Genomic DNA, 20,013 nt, shown 5'->3' on the forward strand with positions numbered 1-20,013 from the left:
CTCAGTGCCCGCCTCGGTGCCCGCCGTGCGTCGTCGAGGAGTGGGAGAGCTCGCCGCGCGCCTGGTCGCTGATGTCCATCAGGCTGCTGATGAGCTCCCTGCCCTCGTCGTTCAGCGGGGTCAGCCGACCGACCAGCTCGCGGCTCCGCACGATGTCCGGCGCGTTGATCCGCGCCTCGATCTGGTGGAGGGTGGCGTGGAGCCGGTTGCGGTACTGCTGGATGTGGTTCTCGACGGCGTCGATCAACAGCAGGCCCTGCTGTTCGGCCACCTTCCTGAAGTCGTTCTGGGCCGTGACGACCTGCCCCGCGATGGCCTGCTTCCGTTCCCCGCGGGCCCGTTGGACGACCGACTCGCGTTCCTTGAGCGCCTTGGCACCGGCCACGGCGGCCGCGCCGACCGCGACCGCGGCCGCCACCGGCAGCGCGAGGGTGGCCAGCGAGAGGCTCGTCATCAGCCAGGCCGTGCCCCCCGCGACCGGGCCGATCAGCCCGACGGTCGCGCCCGCGGTCTGCACCATGCGGTAGAGGTCCGACGGGCTGCGCTCAGGCCTGGAGCCCAGCATCCCCGTGGTGTCGAAGGGTTCGGGCGCGACCAGCCGGAAGTCGCTCTCCTCGTCGCCGAGGGACGCGCTCAGCAGGGCGTGGCCCTCCTGACTGAGCGCCTCCAGCGCGTGCTGCCAGAGCACGGCCGGCCCGGCGGGAGCGGTCATCCACTCGGCGAACACGTGGTTCTGCCGCACCTCGATCTGGTTGTTGTGCTCGGCATCGAGGTTGCCGCCGTCGATCAGCCCGTCCAGCCCCCGGTGCAGGTGGTCGGCGAGCTTCCCGAAGGGCTGCTCGGCTTCCCGGATCCGCCGGTCGAGGCTCTTGCGCAGCTGTGCGCTCACCCGGTCGGCGGAGTCCTCCGTCCTCCGGATGCGCTCCCGCACCTCGGCGAGCTGGTCGGCCAGGTCGCTCACCGAGAGCTGGTGCGCGCCGACCTGGTCGAGGACGGGGCGGTGCCTGCGCTTGACCAGCAGCCGCGCCTCGTCGGCGATCTGGACGAGGTGCCGGTAGCCCGCCCCGCCGTCCACCAGGCCGGACAGCAGCGCGCGGAGCGATTCCATGTTGCTGTTCCGACGGTTCCGCCCGGCGATCCTCGCCTGTCCGTCCTCCTCCTGGAAGGCGGCCTGGGCCTCCCAGGCGGGAGAGACGGCGACGAATCCGGGCCCGATGAACGTGGCGTCGCTGTAGGGGCCGTGGCCGAAGTGCTGGTAGAGGTAGGCGTTGTTCGTCTCCTGCGTGGTGCGCCAGGCCAGCTTCTGCGTGGTCGCGTCCCGCTGGTTCGCCCGGTCGATCCCGGTGAGCACCCACAGGACCTTCTTCCCGGTCTCCAGGTGGTGCCGGTGCAGGTCCCGGATCAGTTCCAGCTCCGGGTCGGAGAGGCTCGACGTCGCCTGGGTGACGTAGATGAAGCAGTCCGCCTCGGCCCAGACCCGCCGCATGATCGCGTCGTGCGACCGGTCCGGGGACTGCGCTCCGGGCAGGTCGTAGAGCTTGGCCGCCAACGGCGGGTCCTGGAGCAGCAGTTCGATCTCCTTGACGGTGAGCCCGATGTGCTCCGGCCGCCGGTCCTGCAGGTTGTCGCCCGAGCCGTAGGCCGCCACCTCGGCCGGCGAGAGGTCGCTGCCGATCTCCACCCACCCCTCCGCCGTGAACTCCGCGAAGCAGACCCGCAGCAGGCCCCGCTTGAACTCCGGATCGGAGGGGCCGCGCCGGACGGGCACGACGGTGGAGGGGCAGGCGGTGGTCGCGTTGGAGGCCGAGGGCAGGATTCCCGTGTAGAGGTCGGCGACGCCGCCGTCGTCCTCCTCGACCTCGACGTACTTCAGACCGTGCTGCAGGCCGCTGACCAGGAAGCTCTTGCCCGAGGACTGGCTGCCGACCAACGCCACGTTCAGCATCGCCGACAGTGCGCGGGTGCGCATGCTCCGCATCTGCCGCACGTCCCGGGCGATCTGGTCGCCGTCCAGCTCGAGGTCGGGGGCGGAGGACAGGTTCTGCAGCCACCGCTCCGCCGCCGTCAGGAGGCGTTCGAGGTCTTCGCGAAGCTCATCGACCGTCGTCATGGGAGATGAATACCGCACGATTCGGTCCAAGCGCAGCAGAACGGGAACTTCACCGCGTCACCGCAGAGTGCCACCCGTGGCGCCGTCAGGCGCTGCCCAGGCCGTCGTACCGGGCCCGGAACTCGGCCCGTTCGTCCTCGTCCGGCGCCGTCTCCAGCGCCACGGCGGCATGGTGGTGGGCCCGGCCGTCCCCGAGCATCCGGTAGACCATCGCCAGGGCGCCGTGCCCGTAGAAGTCGAGTTCCTCGACGGCGGCGAGGCTCTCGGCCAGCCACAGCGCCTCGGCCGCGTTCCCGGTGCCGGCCTCGGCCTGCACCACGCAGCGCAGGACGTCCGGGTTGTTGGGGCTCGTCCGGTACTGCGACCGGAGGTCCCGGACGGCGCCGTGCGTCTCCGCGGGCTCGGCCGCGAGGGCGAGCAGCCGGTCGGGGTCCGGCGCGGCGGCGGGCGGGGCCGAGCGCCAGTGGTCGAGGCGGCCGGACCCGGGGGCGACCCGCACCAGCCCCAGCACCGCCGCCTGCCACCGGGCCTCGGCGCCCGCCCGGTACGCCGCCGCCGCGAGGAGTTCCAGCACCGGTTCGCGGTCGGGGTCGAGGTGGTCGGCCCGCTCCAGGACGCCCACCACGTCCGGCCAGTCCACGCCGCTGCGCGGGACCGCGGCCAGCTGGTACAGCACCCTCCCCAGGGCGAGCCACTCGTCCGGGCCACCTGGCCCGTCGGCGACCAGTCCGGAGAGCACGCCGGCCTGCTGCCGCAGCACGTCCACGGACGCCTCGTGCCACCGCAACCAGGCCCGGACGTCGACGAGTTGCCGCTCGGCGGCGACCCAGTCGGGGTGGGCCGCGAGGACGCGCTCCAGCTCCCGGGCGGCCCGGTCCACCCCGCCGATCCGGGTGTAGCCGGTGGCGAGGTCGCACCGCGTGGCCGGGTCCTCCGGCCCCGCGTCCGCCAGGAACTCCAGCAGCGGGACCGCCTCCGCGAACTGCCCCGCGACCAGGTGGGCCGACGCCAGTGCGTGCAGGTCCCCCGGGAGCGGGTCGGCCGACAGGGCCGCCGCCTTCAGCGCGGCCAGCCCCTCCGCGTCCGGAGCGGAGACGAACCGCTCGAAGCACGCGAGGACTTCGGGACGCGTACGGTCCCCCCGGTACTGCGGCTCCCAGTCGATGCTCGGTTCCCCGCTCACACACGCCTCCCCAGTCATCCGTCCCCCACCCGGCCTACCCGCGCTCCCCACCGTCCCACCCCGCACCGACAAGCCGCTCCGCCGACCGGCGCGCAGCGCCGCGGCACACCGGTCGCGCGACCATGCGGGGGCTCACCGCCGGGGGCAGCGGCGCTGCGCGGTGCGCCAGGCGGCGGTGACGGCGTGGTGGGCGGCGGCGGTGGCGGCGGGGATGTCGCCCGCCAGCTGGAGCGGGGTGCCGAGGTGGACGTGCAGGGCGGGGCGGCGCAGCGGGGCGGTGGCGAAGCCGGCGAGCTGTTTGGCGGCGCCGCCGGAGCTGAGGCGGCGGGCGCCGCACTGGCCGAGCGGCACCACCGGGGCGCCGCTCGCCGCGGCGAGCCGGGCCAGGCCGGTGCGGAAGGCGCGCGGCCCGGCGTCGTGCGGGTCCCGGCGCTCGGGCAGGCCGCCCTCGCCGTAGATCAGGACGACCCGGCCGGCCGCGAGGGCCGCCGCCGCGGAGTCCAGGGCCGTGGCCGCCCGGGCCGTCCCGCGGTGGACGGGGATGTGCCCGCCGGCCCGCAGCGCCCCGCCGAGCAGCGGCACCCGCCACAGCCCGGCGGTCGCCATCACCACCGGCTCGGTGCCCAGCCGGCGCAGCGCGGCCAGCACCACGCCGGGGTCGGCGAGCGAGCTGTGGTTGGCCGCGACGATGCTGCCCGGGGCGACCGGGCCCGCGACCTCGGACGTGACGGACAGACGGCCGAGGGCGGGCACCAGGGCGGCGGCGATCCGGCTGAGCATGGCGGTTCCTTCGTGGGACTTCGGCGGAGTGACGCCTCCATGCTCGCCGGGCGCCGCCGCCGGCCGCCTGAGTAGGAGTACTCAAACCGGACCGGGTCGGCCGCGCCGCACGGTGATCCGGTCCACGGCCGTCCCGCTCGGAGCCCACCATGGGGACGGGCTCGTCGTTCTTCGTCTCGTGCCCGAGGTACGTGTCGGCGGCCGGGAAGGATGAGAGCCCCCCGTTCCCGTGGATCGGGGAGCGGCCGGGCCCGGTGACGAGGGTGACGGCCGATCGGCCGTGGGCCGCCGGAGTGGCCCGGGGCCGCCGTGCGGGTGACCTGTCGGACGTGTCGGCGGCGAAACGCCCCGTGTGGCGTGCCTGGGTGGGAGGGCGCCGTCCGCGGACGGCGCCGGTCCTGTCCCCGAGCCTGAGAGCCGCCCATGCCTGCCACCGCCCGTCTGCGCCGCATCGTCCCGACCGCGCTCTGCGCCCTGTCCGTGGCCCTCGCCGCCGCCCCCGCGGCCCACGCCGCGCCACCGGGCCGCGACAGCGGGTCCGACCCCGGGAGGGCGGGCGACGGCTCGTACGACTGGGACCGCGTGGCGGCCTGCGAGAGCAACGGCAACTGGCGCATCAACACCGGCAACGGCTACTACGGCGGCCTCCAGTTCGACCAGCCGACCTGGCGGGAGAACGGTGGCCCGGCGTACGCCCCGCGAGCCGACCTCGCCACCCGCGAGCAGCAGATCGCCGTCGCCCAGCACCTCGCCGACCGCCGCGGCCTCTCCCCGTGGCCTGTCTGCGGCGCCCGCGCCACCCGCGGCCACGGCGGCCGCGAGACCGTCCTGGCTCCCCCGGCCGCCCCGGCCCGGGCCGCGTCGAAGGACGGCACCTGGACCGTCCGCGAGAACGACACCCTCGCCGACATCGCCGAGGCCCTGCGGGTCCCCGGCGGCTGGCCCGCGCTCTACGAGCTCAACCGTGCCGCCATCGGGGAGGACCCGGACCTCATCCACCCCGGCCTGGTCCTCGACCTCCCGTCCTGACCCCGCCGGCCCACCCGGTCCGCCGCCCGCGCCCGCCCCGGCGCGGGCGGCGCCGCACCGGGAGGAACCTCCCGGACGCGCCGACGGCCCGCCCGCTCCTGGTGAGCGGGCGGGCCGTCGCCGGTGGGTCAGCCGACGTGGACGCGCGGGCGGCGCGAGCGGTCCGGCTCCGCCTCGCGCAGCACCTCGCGGGTGACCGGTGCGACCTCGCCCTGCCCGAACAGGAAGAACCGCAGGAACTGGGCGAAGGGGCTGCCCTCCGTCCACTCGAAGTAGAGGTGCGGCTGCTGCCCGGTGCGGTCCCGGACGTTCAGCGCCAGCGCGGCGAGCGCGTTCGGGATGCTGGAGCTCTCCAGGGTGAGCACCCGGTAGCGGCCGTGCAGCACCTCGCCGCGCACCGTCAGCTCGGCCTCGAAGTCGGAGGCGTCGCGGACGGTCACCTCGACGAAGACCAGGTCGTCCTCGCCGGGGATGTCGTTGTCGGCGCGGATCTGGCGGATCTTGTCGCGGTACTCGGCGACGTCGCGGTGGCTCGGCTCGTTGGCGATCAGCCGTAGCGGGCGGTGCGCGTAGTCCCTGATGAAACGTTCCGCCGTGTCGTCCAGGGCCACGCTGGTGACGCGCAGCTCGAAGGCGCGGCGCAGCCGGGAGAGCAGCGAGACGAGGATGATCCCGGCGATGAAGCAGGCGCCGATCTTCAGGCCGTCCGGCCGCTCCAGCACGTTCAGCACGGTGGTGTAGAGGAAGATCGCCGAGATGGCCGCGAAGGCGACGGTCCAGCCGCGCTCGCGCTTCCGGTACGCGGCGATGGTCACCGCGATGGCGGCGGAGCTGATCAGCACCAGCACACCGGTCGCGTACGCGCCGCCCTGGGCGTCCACGTCCGCGTCGAAGATCCAGGTGACCAGGAAGCCGATCAGGGTCAGCACGATCACCATCGGCCGCACCGCGCGGGCCCAGTGCGGGGCCATGCCGTAGCGCGGCAGGTACCGGGGCAGCAGGTTGAGCATGCCGGCCATGGCGGAGGCGCCGGCGAACCAGAGGATCGCGATGGTGGAGAGGTCGTAGACGCTGCCGAAGGCGCCGCCCAGGTACTCGTGCGCCAGGTACGCCAGGGCGCGGCCGTTGGCGTCGCCGCCGGCCTTGAACTGGTCGGCCGGGATGAGCAGCGTGGTGATGAAGCTGGTGGCGATCAGGAAGCAGCTCATGATCACGGCGGAGGTGGTCAGCAGCTTGCGGGTGCCGCGGATCCGGCCGGCCGGGTTCGCCTCGGTGTCGTCGGGGCCGCCCTTGATGTGCGGCATCACGGCGACGCCGGTCTCGAAGCCGGACAGGCCGAGCGCCAGCTTCGGGAAGGTCACCAGCGCCACGCCGACCATGACGATCGGGTTGCCGTGCTGGGCGGTCAGCGCGTCCGTCCAGTCGGTGACCACGTGCGGCGCCTCGACGATCTTCCAGAGGCCGACGGCCACCACGACCACGTTCAGCAGCAGGTACGTCCCGACCAGGAACACCGCCAGGCCGATCGCCTCGCTGAAGCCCTTGAGGAAGACCGCGCCGAGCAGCGCCACCAGGACCAGCGTGATCAGCACCTGCTTGCCGCCGAGGGCGCCGGTCAGGTGCGGGTTCTCCACCAGGTGCGCGCTCGCGTCGGCGGCCGACAGCGTGATGGTGATCAGGAAGTCCGTGGCCGCGAAGCCCAGCAGCGCGAGGACGAACAGCTTGCCCTTCCAGAACGACAGCAGCCGCTCCAGCATCGCGATCGAGCCCTCGCCGTGCGGGCTCTCCTTGGCCACCCGCCGGTAGACCGGCAGCGCGCCGAGCAGGGTGACCACCACCAGCACGATGGTGGCGATCGGCGACAGCACGCCCGCGGCGAGGGCGGCGATGCCCGGCTGGTAGCCGAGCGTCGAGAAGTAGTCCAGGCCGGTCAGGCACATCACCCGCCACCAGCGCCGGCCGGGGTGCGCACCGTGCGCGGCGGGGTCCTCCGCGGCCGCGCCCTCGGGCGACGCCTCCGGGGCGCCCTCCGCGGTGGACGGCTGCGCGGGCTTCGCCGCGCTCACGTCCTCCAGCAACCAGCTGCGGAGGCGTATTCGCGCGGACGGCGCGTCCGACTCCGCCGTCTCCGTCGAACCCGACGAAACCACCTTGCACCTCTTGTTTGAAGACCCCGGGAAGAACGCCGTCGAGCGACGGCAGTGCGACACGCTATGCGACCGGCGTCAGGAATCCGCCATCGGCCGCGTTAAGAAAACGTCATGGCCGCGCGGGTCGGCGGCGGCGGCACGCCGAGGTGGGCCGGATGCCGGGAGGGGAAGGACCCCGAACCGGTGGAGAATTCGGGGCCCTTCCCGGGGCGAGACCCGGAGGCTTTCTCTCTCGGGGGGGGAGCCTGGGTCAGGCCCGGTAACCGAGGACGGTCATCATGCCCGTCTCCGCGTGGTAGACGTTGTGGCAGTGCACCATCCACAGGCCCGGGTTGTCGGCGTCGAAGTCGACGGCCAGGGTCGCGCCCGGCAGCACCACCGCGGTGTCCTTGCGCGGGCCGTCGCCGGGCAGCGCGAAGCTGTGGCCGTGCAGGTGGACGGGGTGCCACATGGTGGTGCTGTTGCGGAACTCCAGCCGCACCCGCTCGCCCGCCGCCACCGGGTGGCGCTGCGCCGGGTCGTACCCGCGGCCGTTGAACGCCCAGTCGGCCTTCGCCATCCCGCCGGTGAGCTCCAGCCGCACCGTGCGGTCCGGCTGCCTGGCGGGCAGCCGGACGGCCGGGGCGGCCCTGAGCTGCCCGGCGGTGACCAGCCGGCCGTCCAGTTCGGCCGGGCGGACGGCGGCGTCGGGCGCGGCGCCCCCGCCGGTGCGCAGCACGGCCAGGGCGGTGGCGTTCTTGCCCTCGGCCAGCGCGGTCAGCGGGAAGGCGCCGTCCCCGGCGGTGACCAGCACGTCGTAGCGCTCGCCCATGCCGAGCAGCAGCGCCTGGGTGGTGGCCGGTTCGACCGGGAAGCCGTCGGTGTGGGTGACGGTCAGCTCGTGGCCGCCGAGGGCGACCCGGTAGGCGGTGTCGCCGCCGGCGTTGATCAGCCGGATCCGGATCCGGTCGCCGGGCTTGGCGGTGAAGGTCTCCGGGGCGGTCGCGAGTCTGCCGTTGACCAGGTGGAACGGGTAGGCAACGTCACCGGCGTCGCCACCGAGCAGCGTGCTCCGGGCGCCCATCAGCATCCGGGCCGGGCCGGTCGGGGCGGCCGGGGCCGTCCCGGACGTTCCCGCCGGGTCGTGGCCCGGCATCCCGGACATGTCGTGCCCGGAGCCGCCCGAGTGGTCCGTCCCGCCCATGCCCCGGGCGAGTTCGGCGAGGACGGCGTCCGGGGTGCTGCCGTCGACGCCGTCCACCCAGTCGTCCAGGACGACGACCCACTCCCGGTCGTAGGCCAGCGGCTCCTTGGGGTCCTCGACGATCAGCGGGGCGTACAGGCCGCGGTCCTGCTGGACGCCGGAGTGCGGGTGGAACCAGTACGTGCCCGGGTGGGCGAGCGCGAAGCGGTACTCGAAGGAGGCGCCGGGCCTGACGTCGGCCTGGGTCAGGCCCGGCACGCCGTCCATGTCGTTGCGCAGCGCGAGGCCGTGCCAGTGCAGCGAGGTGGACTGCGGCAGGTGGTTGGCGAGGGTGACGGCGAGCGTGTCGCCGAGGGTGGCGCGCACCTCCTGGCCGGGCAGCCGGTCGCCGTACGCCCAGCTGCGGACGGTGCGGCCGCCGAGGTCGAGGGTGGTCTCGGTGGCGGTGAGCGCGACCTTGCGCTCCGGTCCGGGGTTGCGCGCGGCCTCGGCGGCGGCGACCTCGGGGCCGTTCGGGGCGAGGTAGCCGGCCGGGGCGGCGGACGGGCCGGTCGGGCCGGACGTGGCGCTCGTGGCGCCGTGGTTCATGGACGCGTGGTCCATGCCCTGCATGGAGTCGGAGGAGCAGGCGGTGAGCAGGCCGGTCCCGGCGGCGGCGAGCGCGGCGCCGAGGACGGTACGACGGGTGGGTGTGCGCATGGCGGAGTGCACCTCGTGCGGTGTGTGGGTGTGCGGGACGTCGCGTCGGCCGTTCCGTGCGCGGGCGCCGCAGGGCGCGAGCGGGCGTGCGGAGGTGCGCGCGGGCGCCACTGAGCGGGCGCGGGCACGGGACGGCGGGCGCGCGCCTACTGGCGCAGCACCGAGAGCCGGGTGAGGAGCAACCGCCCGCCCCCGGGCGGGGGCAGGGCGCGGACGGCCCGCAGCAGCCGGGCCCGGACGTCGGCGGCGGCGTCGCCGCTGCGGCGCAGCAGCGGGCCGACCAGGAGGAGCAGCAGGGTCCAGCCGGACAGGACGGCGAGGCAGACGGTCATCGGGTCCATGCCGCCGGGGGCGGCGGGGTCGGCCGTGGCGCGGGCGGCCGCGGTGACCGCCGCGGGTTCGACGGCCGGGCCGTGGTGCGCGGCACCCGCCGCCGGGAGCACGGCGGAGGCGCCCATCGCGTAGCCGTGCGTCGCGGAGGCGCCCATCGCGTAGCCGTGCGTCGCGGAGGCGTGCGTCCCGGCCCCCTCGTGCCCGCCGGCGCCGACAGCTCCCCCGTGTCCGCCGCCCGGATGCCCGAGCGTGTGCATGGTCACGAGGCCGAGCACCAGGGCGGCGAGCAGCAGCAGGCGCGGCGCCCACGGCACCGGCGGGCCGAACGGCCGTGACCGCACCATCCTCCGCCTCCCGTCGACGCCCGCCTGGATGTACCCCGGCAGGGTATCCCGAGTTCACCTCGGGGGCCGCGCCGGGGCGCCGCGTTCACTCCCTCGGACGCTCCCCCGCCCCACGGGGGCCGGCGCCCAGCACCGCGGCCGCCACGTGCTCGCGGAACCAGCGGTGCCCCGGATCGGCCGAGTTGCGCGGGTGCCAGGCCATGCCCAGTTCCAGCGGGGCGAGTTCGAGCGGGATCGGGAACGTCCGCAGCCCCAGCGCGGCCACGGTGTCCGGCAGCCAGTCCGCCAGGACGAGGGTGACCAGGTCGCTGTCCCGGGCCAGCAGCATCGCGCCGGTGTGGCTGGGCACGACGACCGCCACCCGGCGCCGCAGCCCGAGCCCGGCCAGCGCGGTGTCGATCGGGCCGAGCCGCTTGCCGCGCCGGGAGACGCCGATGTGGTCGACGGCGGCGAAGCGCCGGGCGGTGATCCGGCGGCCGTCGAACAGCGGGTGGCCGTCGCGGGCGAGGCCGACCAGCGAGGCGCTCAGCAGTCCGCGGCTGCGGATCTCCGGGTCCAGCTGCCCGAGCACGCCCAGCTCCACGTCCACCAGGCCCTGCCGCAGCGCCGGGCCGCCCTCCAGGCTCTCCGGCAGGAACACCACGTCCACCCGCGGCGCCTCGGCCCGGACCCGCTCGGCGAGCGGTCCGGCCGTCCGGGCCAGCAGCAGCTCACCGGCCTGCACCGTGAAGGTGCGGTCGAGGTGCACGGGGTCGAACCCGGCGCCGGGCCGCAGCACGTCGTCGCAGCCGCGCAGCAACGCGGCCACCTCCTCCCGCAGTTCGAGCGCCCGCGGGGTGGGGACGAGGCCCTGCCCGGCGCGCACCAGCAGCGGGTCCTCGACGGCCCGGCGCAGCCGGGCCAGCATCCGGCTGACCGCCGCCGGCGAGGTGCCGAGCCGCTCGGCCGCGCGGGTCACGCTGTTCTCCTGGAGCAGGGCGTCCAGCGCCCGCAGCAGGTTGAGGTCCATCGACCGTACGCTCCCGAGCTGTGTCTTTGCGTCCTGGGCAACTATGCGATGCCGATTCTTGCATTGTTCCGGTCGGGGCCGCCGACGAAGGTGGAGACGACCGCGAAACCTTCTGAGGAGTCCTCATGTCACAGCCCTCCCGCGCCGCCCGCGCCGGCGACGTCCTCGCCGTCGTCAGCCAGAGCGGTCCGACCGTCTCGTTCTTCGACGCCGCCACCGACCGGCTCCTGGACACCGTCGAGGTCCTCGCCGAGCCGCACGAGCTGTGCTTCGACCCGACCCAGCGGCTGCTCTGGTGCACCAGCGCGTACCGCTCGGGCTACTACCACGCCAACAGCGGCCGCCGCACCGAGCTGACCGTCATCGACGCCGACACCCGCCGGATCGTCGAGGTGATCGACCTCGCCCCCGAACACGGCCCGCACGGGCTGGCGTTGGACACCGCCCGGCGCCGCCTCTACGTCAGCGTGGAGGGCGGCGAGGACCGCCCCGGCGGCGTCGTGGTCATCGACACCGAGACCCGCCGCCCGCTCGGCCGGATCGACACCGACGCCCCCGGCCCGCACTGGTTCGCCGTCTCCCCGGACGGCCGGACCGGCTTCGCCACCAACAAGGAGGCTCCCTTCGTCTCGGTGGTGGACCTCGAACGGGGGGTGCTGACCGCGAAGGTGGAGGTCCCCGGCAGCGAGGGCCTGGCCGTCTCCCCCGACGGCAAGCGGGTCTACGCCGCCGGCCCGTACCTCTCCACCTCCGCCGCCCCCGCGGCGGCCCCCGGCGTCCGGGTCATCGACGTCCCGACCGCGACCGTCACGGCCGTCCTGCCCACGGAGTCCCCGGCCCTGCCGGTCCACCTCACCTCGACCGGCCGGATCCTGGCCGGCGAGGTCCGGCTGGCTCCCGACCCGGCCAACGCGCTGGGCCGTCAACTCCCGGGCCGTCTCACCGTGTTCGGGGCCGACGACCACCGGCTGATCGGCTCCGTCGAGGTGGGCCTCTTCCCGCTCACCATCACCTCCTCCCCGGACGGCGAACTCGCCTACGTCGCCAGCGTGGTGTCCTCCACCGTCGACGTCATCGACCTGGCCACCCTGACCCCGGTCTCCCGGCTGACCATCCCCAAGCTCGCCGACCCGGGCGCCCACGGCCTGGCCTACCTCCCTTGCCCGGCCTGATCCCGAGCGCTCCTCCACCCCCGCCCCGGGCCCCTCGCGCCAGAGTTCCGCGCGAGGGGCCCGGGGCGTTCGGCCGCACCGGCGGGGCGGGGGCGCGTCGGCCGCACCGGCGGGGGACGGACCGCGCCGGTGTCCACATCGCGGGACGCCCGGCGGCCGGGAGCTGACAGCTTCCGCCTGACCCAAACCTGCCAAGGCCGCTGCCGCGCAGCTCACTTGGGGTCGACCCGGTGACCCGCCCCTGGCCCGAAGCTGCCACGCGTTTGGTGTCACCCCGGAACCCGTGTGAGCGCTCCGGGACGCGTGCGAATCTTGGGACCGCAGAGGCCGCGGACGAACGAACGCGGCCCGAAACCCCCCACGATTCGGAGGACTTCCCCATGTTCACCTCCGCGCGTTCCCGCGGCCCCGTGCACCGGGCGACGACCGGGCTCCGCACCGCACCGGCCGTCGCGTTCCCCGGCTGTCCGGCGCCGGAGGCCGTCCGGGCCTCGGCCGGCGACGGCTTCTCCTGGGGCTGACCGGCCGGTCTCCCCCACACCTCCCGGGACCTCCGGTTCACCTCGTCGGCGTCCTGCTGACCGCCGCCGCGGGCGGCTCGGCGGACGCCCGGCCGACCGCCGGGGCCGTGCTCGCGGCCCTGGACGGCGTGACGTCCGCGCGCGACGGCGTCGAGCACGTCCATGTCCAGGTCACCCCGCGCGGCGTCCGGTTGACCTTCTACCTGGCCGGCTGCGATCTGGTCGACGCCGTCGGCCGCGCCATCGCGATCGCCCACCGCGCCGTCGCCGGACCGACCGCGCTCGCCCGGTTCGCCGTCGCGGACTTCAACGTGCTCGACCGCCCCGCCCGCCCGCCGCACGGCGCCCGCTGACGCCCGCACGGGACGGTCACCCGACGGCGGCTCCCCCACGCACGCACCGCCGTCGCCCACCCGGTCCGCCTCCTCCCGAAGTCGCTCGACCGCCTTTGGAGACTCATGCGCATCACATCCGTCGGCCACGCCGGCCTGCTCGTGGAGACCAGTGCCGGGCGCATCCTGTGCGACCCCTGGTTCAACCCGGCCTTCTTCGCCTCCTGGTTCCCGTTCCCCGACAACGAGGCGATGGACACGGCCCAGCTGCACACCGCGGAGTACCTGTACGTCTCCCACCTCCACCACGACCACTTCGACGCCGAGTGGCTGCGGACCCGGATGTCCAAGGACACCGTGGTGCTGCTGCCGGACTTCCCGGTCCGCGACCTGCGGACGTCCCTGGAGGACCTCGGCTTCCGCCACTTCGTGCAGACCCGGGACCTCGAACCGACCCCGCTGGACGGCGGCGTCCGGGTGATGGTCAACGCGCTCACCTCGCCGACCGACGGCCCGATCGGCGACTCCGCGATCCTGGTCGACGACAACGGCACCAGGATCCTCAACCAGAACGACGCCCGCCCGGTCGACGAGCCCCGGATCAGGTCCTTCGGGCCGCTCGCCGGGCACTTCCTCCAGTACTCCGGGGCGATCTGGTACCCGATGGTGTACGACTTCCCCGCCCGGATGAAGCAGACCGTCGGCCGCCGCAAGCGCCGCAACGGCATGGCCCGCGCGCTGAACTACGTCGAGCAGTACGGCGCCGAGCACGTCTTCCCGTTCGCCGGGCCACCCTGCTTCCTCGACGAGGAGCTCTTCCACCTCAACGACCTGGACGGCGACGACGCCAACATCTTCCCCGACCAGTGGGTGTTCCTCGACTTCCTGCGCGAGCACGGGGTGGCCAACGCCCACCTGTTCCTGCCCGGCACCGTCACCGAGTTGGGCCCGGACCGAGGCTTCCGGCTGGAGCAGGTCGACGAGCGGACGGTCGCCCGGATCCGCGACGACCGCACCGGCTACCTGCGCGACTACCAGGCCCGCCGGGCCGAGCGGATCCGCACGGAGAAGGCCGGCTGGCCGACCGACCGCACCGACCTGCTGACGAGCCTCCAGGAGTGGGTGGAGCCGCTGCTGCGGTACGCCGACCACACCTGCGAGGGCGTCAACGGCCGGGTCCTGGTCGAGGTGGTGGACGGCGCGGACGCGGCCGGGGCCCCGGGCGCGGGCACCGAGCAGATCCTGTTCGACTTCCTGGACCGCCGGGTGTCCCGCTGGGCGGGCGAGGAGTGCCGCTACCGCTTCGAGCTGCCCCGGCCGCTGGTGGAACGGCTGGTCGCCGAACGCTGCCCCGACTGGGCGAACGAGCTGTTCCTGTCCTGCCGTTTCAAGGCGGCCCGCAAGGGGCCCTTCAACGAGTTCGTGACCACCTTCTTCGCCTCCCTCTCGACCGAGCGGATGTCCTACGTCGAGGGCTACTACGCGGAGTTGAGCCAGACCGAGGAGCGCGCCCGGGCCGGCGACTACGTCGTCCAGCGGCTCTGCCCCCACCTCAAGGCGGACCTGGTCCGGTTCGGCTCCCACCGGGACGGCGTGCTCACCTGCCGGCTGCACGACTGGGAGTTCGACCTGGCCACCGGCCGCTGCCTGACCAGTGACGACCGGAAGATCATCAGCGAGGCGCGGGTGAACCCGTCCGACGATGACCCGGACCTGCCCGAGATCCCCGCGGCCTGAACAGGACTGTCATGACCCTTCCCCTGGTGTCGGTGGTCATCCCGCTCTACAACGACGCCCGCACGCTGCCCGCCTGCCTGGAGGCGGTGACCGCCCAGACCTACCCCAACGTCGAGATCGTCGTGGTCGACGACGCCAGCACCGACGACTCGGCCCTGGTCGCCGAGCGGTACCCGTGCCGGCTGGTCCGCCAGGAGCGCAACTCCGGCCCCGCCGAGACCCGCAACCGCGGTGCCCGGGAGGCCCGCGGCGAGATCGTGTTCTTCCTGGACGCCGACGTCGGCCTGTCCCCGACCTCGGTCGCCGCCGCCGTGGAGCGGCTGGCCGCCGACCCGGAGGTCGGATCGGTGTGCGGCATCACCGACAAGCACCCGCTGCTGCCGACCACCCGGGTCGGGGACTACCGGATCCTCCAGTCGTACTACTGGCGGATCAGCTCCGAAGGCACCGTCACCCCCTGGTTCTCGGCCCTGGCGGCCATCCGCCGGTCGCTGTTCCTGGACTCCGGCGGGCTGAACCCGGCCCTGCGCCAGACCGAGGAGATCGACTTCGGCGTACGGTTGTCGGCCACCCACCGGATCGAGCTCAGCTCCGCGGTGGTCGGGCGGCACAACGACGAGGAGCGGCTGTCCGCCCTGGTCCGCAAGCTGTTCCGGCGGGCGCGGCTGCGGGTGCCGCTCTACGTCGACCACCGGGGCTTCATGCGCGGATTCGAGACCCGCTCCCGGGCCTTCGCCGCGCTCGCCGCGGCCGGCGCGACGGCCTCGCTGCCGCTGGCCCTGGTGTCCCGCCGGACGCTTCCGGTCACCGCCGCGCTGGCGGCCGGCGCCGTGCTCGCCGACCGCGGCTTCCACGCCTTCCTGGTCCGCGAACGCGGGGTCGCGACCACCGTCGCGTACACCGCCCTGCACTTCGCGGCGGGCACCGCGGTGACCGCGGGCGCGGCGGTCGGCGCCGGCCAGTGGCTGCTGAGCCCGCGGTTCCGGCGGCTGTACCGGCGTCAACTGCCGCCAGCGGGCGCCGGTCCAGCCGCCGGTGCCTCGTCGGCGGCACCCGGCGCGGGCCGGAACCCGCTCCCGAGCGGGCCGGCAGGCCGCCCGTGACCCCCGACACCGCCCGACCCGCCGACACCCCCCGACCCGCCGCCCGCCCCCAGCGCGTCCTGCTCACCGGCGCGGCGGGCTTCCTCGGCAGCGCCCTGGTCCGCCGGCTCGGAAGCTCGCCCGGGCACCGGGTGGTCGCCCTCGACCGCCGCCCGCTGCCGCCCGCACTCGCCGCCCTGCCCTCCGTGGAGGCGGTGGTCGGCGACGTCCGGGACCGCACCCTGCTCGGCCGGCTGACGGCCGAGGCGGACGTGGTGGTGCACGGCGCCGCCGCGCTGCCGAGCCACCCGGCGGCGGAGATCCGCTCAGTGGACGTCGACGGCACCCGCACCGTCCTGGACGCCGCCCGGCGGGCCGGGACCGACCGGGTGCTGCACATCTCCTCCACCGCGGTGTACGGCCTGCCGGAGCGCACGCCGACCCCGGAGTCCCACCCGCTCGTCCCGGTCGACCCGTACAACGCCGCGAAGATCGCCGCCGAGCGGCTGTGCGCCGACCACCGGAACCGGGGCATGTGCGTGCCCGTGCTGCGCCCGAAGACCTTCATCGGCCCGGGCCGGCTCGGCGTGTTCGCGATGCTCTTCGACTGGGCGCTGGACGGCCGCGGCTTCCCCGTCCTCGGCGGCGGCCACACCCTCAACCAGATGCTGGACGTCGAGGACCTCTGCGACCTGGTGACCGCGATGCTCACCATGCCGGGCGAGCGGATCAACCGGGAGTTCAACGTCGGCGCGGCCGAGTACGGCTCGTTCCGCGAGGACTGCCAGGTCGTCCTGGACCTCGCCGGCCACGGCAGACGCGTCGTCCCGCTGCCGCTCGGCCCGGCGAAGGCGGCCCTGCGGACGCTGGCCGCGCTGCGGCTGTCACCGGTCTACGGCCGCCTCGTCCAGAAGCTCACCCGGGACTCCTGCGTCGACATCACCGACGCCCGCGAGGTGCTCGGTTTCACCCCCCGCCACTCCAACGCGACCGCCATCGGGCGCAGCTTCACCTGGTACCGCGAGAACCGGTCCACCGTGGCCGGAACCACCGGCCGGACGCACTCCGACCGCTGGCGCGAGGGTGCCCTGCGCACGGTCAAGGTCCTCTTCTGACAGCAGCGAAGGGAACGGAAGTGAGTACTGCGAGCGAGTACCGCGAGGGCCTGGTCGGCCCGCCGGTCCATCCGCCCGACGGGGACACCGGCCCCCCGACCGCCGAACCGCCCGACGGGCCCGGCGCGTCACCCCGGAAGCCCGGACGCGGCGCGCTGGTGCGCGGCCTGGTCCGGCTGGTCCGACCGCACCAGTGGGCGAAGAACGCGGTCGTCCTGGTGCTGCCGCTGCTGGAGTCCGGCACCTCGCCGTGGCCGGCGGTCGTCGGCGCGCTGCCCGTCCTGGTGCTGTTCGTCCTCGCCTCCTCGGCCACCTACGTCGTCAACGACCTCGCCGACCGGGAGCGGGACCGCCGCCACCCGGTCAAGCGCCACCGCCCGATCGCCTCCGGGGCCGTGCCGGTCCCGGCCGCCGTCGTGCTCGGCGCCGTCCTCTACCTCGCCCTGCTGGCCGGATCGGCGACCGCGGGGGCCGCCGCGGTCCCCGTGCTCGTCTACGCGGTCACCAACATCCTGTACAGCTTCGTCCTCAAGCACGTCTCGGTGGTCGACGTCTTCGTCATCGCCACCGGCTTCGTGCTGAGGGTCTGCGCCGGCGCCATGGCGGCGTCGGTCTCGATCTCCTCGTGGTTCCTGCTCTGCGTCTTCTCGGTCTGCATCCTGCTGGGCTTCGGCAAACGCCGGCACGAACTGACGTCGGTCCAGGGCGGGCCCTCCGAGCTGCACCGGCCGGCCCTGCGCGCCTACTCCGTCCCGTTCCTGAACAGCATGGTCACCTTCGCCGCGTCGGTGACCGTGCTCGCCTACGTGTCCTTCCTGCAGAGCGACGCCGCGGCCGGCGGCATGCGCCAGCTGCGGATCCTGCTCTCCACCCCGCTGGCGGTCTTCGCGATCGCCCGCTACCTGCAGATCCTGCTGGTCAGCGAGGGCGGCGGCGAACCCACCCGGACGCTCTTCACGGACCGGACCATGCTCGCGGTCGGCGGGCTGTGGCTGGCCGGCTTCGGCCTCCTGCTGGTGGTGCAGTCGTGGTGACGCTCCCCGGGCCCGGCCGCTCCGCGCTCCCCGGGCCCGGCCGCCGCCTCCTCCCCCGGCCCCGGCGCTCCTGGTTCCTCGCCGACCGGGCCGCCACCTGGCCGGTCCGGCTGCTGACCGGGGCGAGCGCGGCGTGGCTGCTGTTCTGCGCGCTGCAGGAGGCGCTGACCGGCCGGGCCTGGTTCTGGGTGGTGCCCGGCTCCGCGCCCCCGCCGGTGCTGCTCGGCGTCCCGCTGCTGGTGCTGCTGGCCGCGCTGGCCGTCCGGCTGCGCCGCAGCCCCAGCCGGGTGCGCTGGCCGGCCGCCATGGGCGCGCTCTCGCTCGCCGTCGGACTGGACCAATCCGGGCTGACCCTGGCCGCGGCGACGGCCGACCGGACCGTACCGCCCGGCGCGGTCCACGTCGTCGCGCAGAACACCGAGTACTGGGGCTCCGACGTCGACCCGGACCGGTTCTACGCCTACCTCAGGGCGCAGGACGCCGACGTCTACCTGCTCCAGGAGTACCTGCACTGGGACGACTCGGCCGGCGCGGACGGCGCCCGCGAGGTGGACGACACCGCCCGGCTGAGGCGCGAGTTCCCCGGCTACCAGCTCGTGATCCGGGGCGAGTTGGTGACGCTCTCCCGCTTCCCGGTGGTGGCGCAGCCGCCGGTCGGCCCGGACCGCGAGCTGCGGGCGAGCGGGGAGGGCGACTGGTCGCGGGTCTTCGCCGGGGCCAAGGTGCTGCGCACCGACCTCGCGGTGAACGGGTCGGTGGTCTCCTTCTACAACGTCCACATGCTCGTGCCGGTCGCCTACGGGATGCCCCCGCGGGACTTCCCGGCCGACGTGCACCGCCGGCAGCGGGAGCGCCGGCAGCAGTTCGACGGGCTGCTCCGGGACGTCCGGGACAACCCCAACCCGCTGTTCATCGCCGGCGACTTCAACACCAACGCCGGCATGGGCGACCTCAACGTGCTGCGCGGCCTCGCCCAGGACGCCGCGGACGCGGGCGACACGGTCCTGCCGACGTCCTGGGACGCCGGCAGCTGGCACGACTGGTGGCGCTTCGACTGGGCGTTCACCGCGCACGGTGCCCGGACCCACCGCTACGCGCTGAGCAGCCCCGAGGGCACATCCGACCATCTCCGCCAGGACGCCTGGATCTCCGGGCCGGCATCGGGAGGCACGCATGGCTGACGCACGACCCACGGTGTCGGTGATCATCCCCAACTACAACTACGAGAAGACCATCGCGGCGGTCGTCGAGTCCGCGCTGGCGCAGACCTATCCCGTGCACGAGGTGCTGGTCGTCGACGACGGCAGCTCGGACCGCTCCCCGGAGATCGTCCGGCGCTACCCGGTCCGGCTGATCACCCAGCGCAACGGCGGGGTGTCCGTCGCCCGCAACCGGGGCGCGGCCGAGAGCACCGGCGAGATCCTGTTCTTCCTGGACTCCGACATCGCGCTGGACCCGGACGCGGTCGGGAACGCGGTGGCCCTGCTGGAGGAACAGCCCGACCTCGGCTGCGTCCACGGGGTGGTCGGCAAGCGGGCGCTGTTCGACGACGGGCCGGTCGAGCGCTACCGCGTCCTGCACGAGTACTGGTGGCGCCGGCGGGCCACCGGCCGGGTCCGCACCGTCTTCTTCGCCATGTGCGCGATCCGGCGGACGGTGTTCGAGGAGATCGGCCCGCTGGACGAGACCCTGCGGGAGTCGGAGGACGTCGAGTACAGCGAGCGTCTGTCGGCGAAGCACCCGATCCTGCTGACCGAGCGGATCACCGGCCGGCACGACGACGTGGACCGGCTGGGCGCCCTGCTCGGCGAGCAGTACCGGCGCTCGCAGCTGCTGGTGGCGTTCGCCGGCGCCCACCGGTTCAGCCCGGGGGCGCTCAAGGCCAACCGGATGCCGGGCGTGCTGGCCACCGCCGCCACCTGGGGGAGCCTGCCGCTGCTGCTCCTGACGCCCCGGGCGGCCGTCCTCCCGGCGCTGGGGGTGGCCTGGTTCGCGGTGGCGGACCCCGGGTTGGCCCGGTTCGTGGTGCGGGACCAGGGGCTGCGGTACTACCCGGTCTTCGTCGGCTACCACTTCCTGCTGCACACCGCGCTGGTGGCGGGCGTCGCCCGGGGCGCGGTGCGGGCGCTCACCGAGCGCGGCTTCCGGCGGCCGCGGCACCGGGCGTCATGACCGGCGCGTCCGGGGGGCGTCCGGCCGC

Annotated in this window: 17 protein-coding genes; 10 read left to right on the plus strand and 7 right to left on the minus strand. The window is 74.6% G+C overall.

Annotation, left to right across the window (positions count from 1 at the left end; all coding sequences use genetic code 11):
- Position 1: 1 nt before the first annotated feature.
- From ACZ5GH_RS05500 to ACZ5GH_RS05510, 3 genes are all read right to left on the minus strand, one after another.
- Positions 2–2,110 carry a hypothetical protein gene (locus tag ACZ5GH_RS05500; RefSeq protein WP_464333603.1) on the minus strand — a complete coding sequence of 703 codons (2,109 nt, stop codon included), beginning with the start codon at positions 2,108–2,110 and terminating at the stop codon, positions 2–4.
- 85 nt (positions 2,111–2,195) lie between these two features.
- Entirely contained in the window at positions 2,196–3,293 is a 1,098-nt protein-coding gene (locus ACZ5GH_RS05505; protein ID WP_464333604.1) for a tetratricopeptide repeat protein, read from the minus strand.
- 132 nt (positions 3,294–3,425) lie between these two features.
- Entirely contained in the window at positions 3,426–4,073 is a 648-nt protein-coding gene (locus tag ACZ5GH_RS05510; protein ID WP_464333605.1) for a lysophospholipid acyltransferase family protein, read from the minus strand.
- Between the two features lie 423 nt (positions 4,074–4,496).
- Here ACZ5GH_RS05510 and ACZ5GH_RS05515 point away from each other — a divergent pair, with 423 nt between their 5' ends.
- Positions 4,497–5,102: a transglycosylase family protein gene (locus ACZ5GH_RS05515; protein WP_464333606.1), complete on the plus strand. Its 606-nt coding sequence runs from the start codon at positions 4,497–4,499 to the stop codon at positions 5,100–5,102.
- Positions 5,103–5,230: 128 nt separating this feature from the next.
- Here the strand turns inward: ACZ5GH_RS05515 and ACZ5GH_RS05520 are convergent, their stop codons facing one another.
- The 4 genes from ACZ5GH_RS05520 to ACZ5GH_RS05535 form a co-directional block, all read right to left on the minus strand.
- On the minus strand, positions 5,231–7,168 hold the full coding sequence (locus ACZ5GH_RS05520; protein ID WP_464333607.1) for an APC family permease: 1,938 nt from the start codon (positions 7,166–7,168) through the stop codon (positions 5,231–5,233).
- Positions 7,169–7,502: 334 nt separating this feature from the next.
- Positions 7,503–9,134 (minus strand): multicopper oxidase family protein, encoded by a 1,632-nt coding sequence (locus ACZ5GH_RS05525; protein ID WP_464333608.1) that lies wholly within the window; start codon positions 9,132–9,134, stop codon positions 7,503–7,505.
- Between the two features lie 146 nt (positions 9,135–9,280).
- Entirely contained in the window at positions 9,281–9,811 is a 531-nt protein-coding gene (locus ACZ5GH_RS05530) for a hypothetical protein (RefSeq protein ID WP_464333609.1), read from the minus strand.
- Between the two features lie 85 nt (positions 9,812–9,896).
- Positions 9,897–10,820, minus strand: a complete 924-nt coding sequence (locus ACZ5GH_RS05535; protein WP_387751521.1) for a LysR family transcriptional regulator — start codon at positions 10,818–10,820, stop codon at positions 9,897–9,899.
- A gap of 125 nt (positions 10,821–10,945) precedes the next feature.
- Between ACZ5GH_RS05535 and ACZ5GH_RS05540 the strand changes: the two genes are divergently transcribed.
- From ACZ5GH_RS05540 to ACZ5GH_RS05580, 9 genes are all read left to right on the plus strand, one after another.
- Positions 10,946–11,992, plus strand: coding sequence for a YncE family protein (locus tag ACZ5GH_RS05540; protein WP_464333610.1), 1,047 nt, complete (start codon positions 10,946–10,948; stop codon positions 11,990–11,992).
- Positions 11,993–12,372: 380 nt separating this feature from the next.
- Complete coding sequence (locus ACZ5GH_RS05545; protein ID WP_387751516.1) at positions 12,373–12,513, plus strand: hypothetical protein; 141 nt, start codon at positions 12,373–12,375, stop codon at positions 12,511–12,513.
- A 128-nt stretch (positions 12,514–12,641) separates the two neighbouring features.
- Entirely contained in the window at positions 12,642–12,866 is a 225-nt protein-coding gene (locus ACZ5GH_RS05550; protein ID WP_387751513.1) for a hypothetical protein, read from the plus strand.
- A 105-nt stretch (positions 12,867–12,971) separates the two neighbouring features.
- Positions 12,972–14,582: a Rieske 2Fe-2S domain-containing protein gene (locus ACZ5GH_RS05555; RefSeq protein WP_464333611.1), complete on the plus strand. Its 1,611-nt coding sequence runs from the start codon at positions 12,972–12,974 to the stop codon at positions 14,580–14,582.
- Between the two features lie 11 nt (positions 14,583–14,593).
- Entirely contained in the window at positions 14,594–15,685 is a 1,092-nt protein-coding gene (locus ACZ5GH_RS05560; protein ID WP_387751507.1) for a glycosyltransferase family A protein, read from the plus strand.
- Positions 15,682–16,779 (plus strand): NAD-dependent epimerase/dehydratase family protein, encoded by a 1,098-nt coding sequence (locus ACZ5GH_RS05565; protein ID WP_464333612.1) that lies wholly within the window; start codon positions 15,682–15,684, stop codon positions 16,777–16,779. The genes ACZ5GH_RS05560 and ACZ5GH_RS05565 overlap by 4 nt, the downstream gene beginning before the upstream one ends.
- Positions 16,780–16,799: 20 nt before the next feature.
- Complete coding sequence (locus tag ACZ5GH_RS05570; protein WP_387751502.1) at positions 16,800–17,813, plus strand: decaprenyl-phosphate phosphoribosyltransferase; 1,014 nt, start codon at positions 16,800–16,802, stop codon at positions 17,811–17,813.
- Positions 17,807–18,994 (plus strand): endonuclease/exonuclease/phosphatase family protein, encoded by a 1,188-nt coding sequence (locus ACZ5GH_RS05575; RefSeq protein ID WP_387751499.1) that lies wholly within the window; start codon positions 17,807–17,809, stop codon positions 18,992–18,994. The genes ACZ5GH_RS05570 and ACZ5GH_RS05575 overlap by 7 nt, the downstream gene beginning before the upstream one ends.
- Positions 18,987–19,985: a glycosyltransferase family 2 protein gene (locus ACZ5GH_RS05580; RefSeq protein ID WP_387751496.1), complete on the plus strand. Its 999-nt coding sequence runs from the start codon at positions 18,987–18,989 to the stop codon at positions 19,983–19,985. Before ACZ5GH_RS05575 ends, ACZ5GH_RS05580 begins: the two co-directional genes overlap by 8 nt.
- Positions 19,986–20,013: the final 28 nt, after the last annotated feature.

The organism is Kitasatospora sp. Xyl93 (assembly GCF_055383135.1).

Coding starts and splice junctions, on each gene's coding strand:
- ACZ5GH_RS05500 (WP_464333603.1), bottom strand. CDS start 2,110: ATGACGACGGTCGATGAGCTTCGCGAAGACCTCGAACGCCTCCTGACG.
- ACZ5GH_RS05510 (WP_464333605.1), bottom strand. CDS start 4,073: ATGCTCAGCCGGATCGCCGCCGCCCTGGTGCCCGCCCTCGGCCGTCTG.
- ACZ5GH_RS05515 (WP_464333606.1), top strand. CDS start 4,497: ATGCCTGCCACCGCCCGTCTGCGCCGCATCGTCCCGACCGCGCTCTGC.
- ACZ5GH_RS05525 (WP_464333608.1), bottom strand. CDS start 9,134: ATGCGCACACCCACCCGTCGTACCGTCCTCGGCGCCGCGCTCGCCGCC.
- ACZ5GH_RS05530 (WP_464333609.1), bottom strand. CDS start 9,811: ATGGTGCGGTCACGGCCGTTCGGCCCGCCGGTGCCGTGGGCGCCGCGC.
- ACZ5GH_RS05535 (WP_387751521.1), bottom strand. CDS start 10,820: ATGGACCTCAACCTGCTGCGGGCGCTGGACGCCCTGCTCCAGGAGAAC.
- ACZ5GH_RS05540 (WP_464333610.1), top strand. CDS start 10,946: ATGTCACAGCCCTCCCGCGCCGCCCGCGCCGGCGACGTCCTCGCCGTC.
- ACZ5GH_RS05545 (WP_387751516.1), top strand. CDS start 12,373: ATGTTCACCTCCGCGCGTTCCCGCGGCCCCGTGCACCGGGCGACGACC.
- ACZ5GH_RS05555 (WP_464333611.1), top strand. CDS start 12,972: ATGCGCATCACATCCGTCGGCCACGCCGGCCTGCTCGTGGAGACCAGT.
- ACZ5GH_RS05560 (WP_387751507.1), top strand. CDS start 14,594: ATGACCCTTCCCCTGGTGTCGGTGGTCATCCCGCTCTACAACGACGCC.
- ACZ5GH_RS05580 (WP_387751496.1), top strand. CDS start 18,987: ATGGCTGACGCACGACCCACGGTGTCGGTGATCATCCCCAACTACAAC.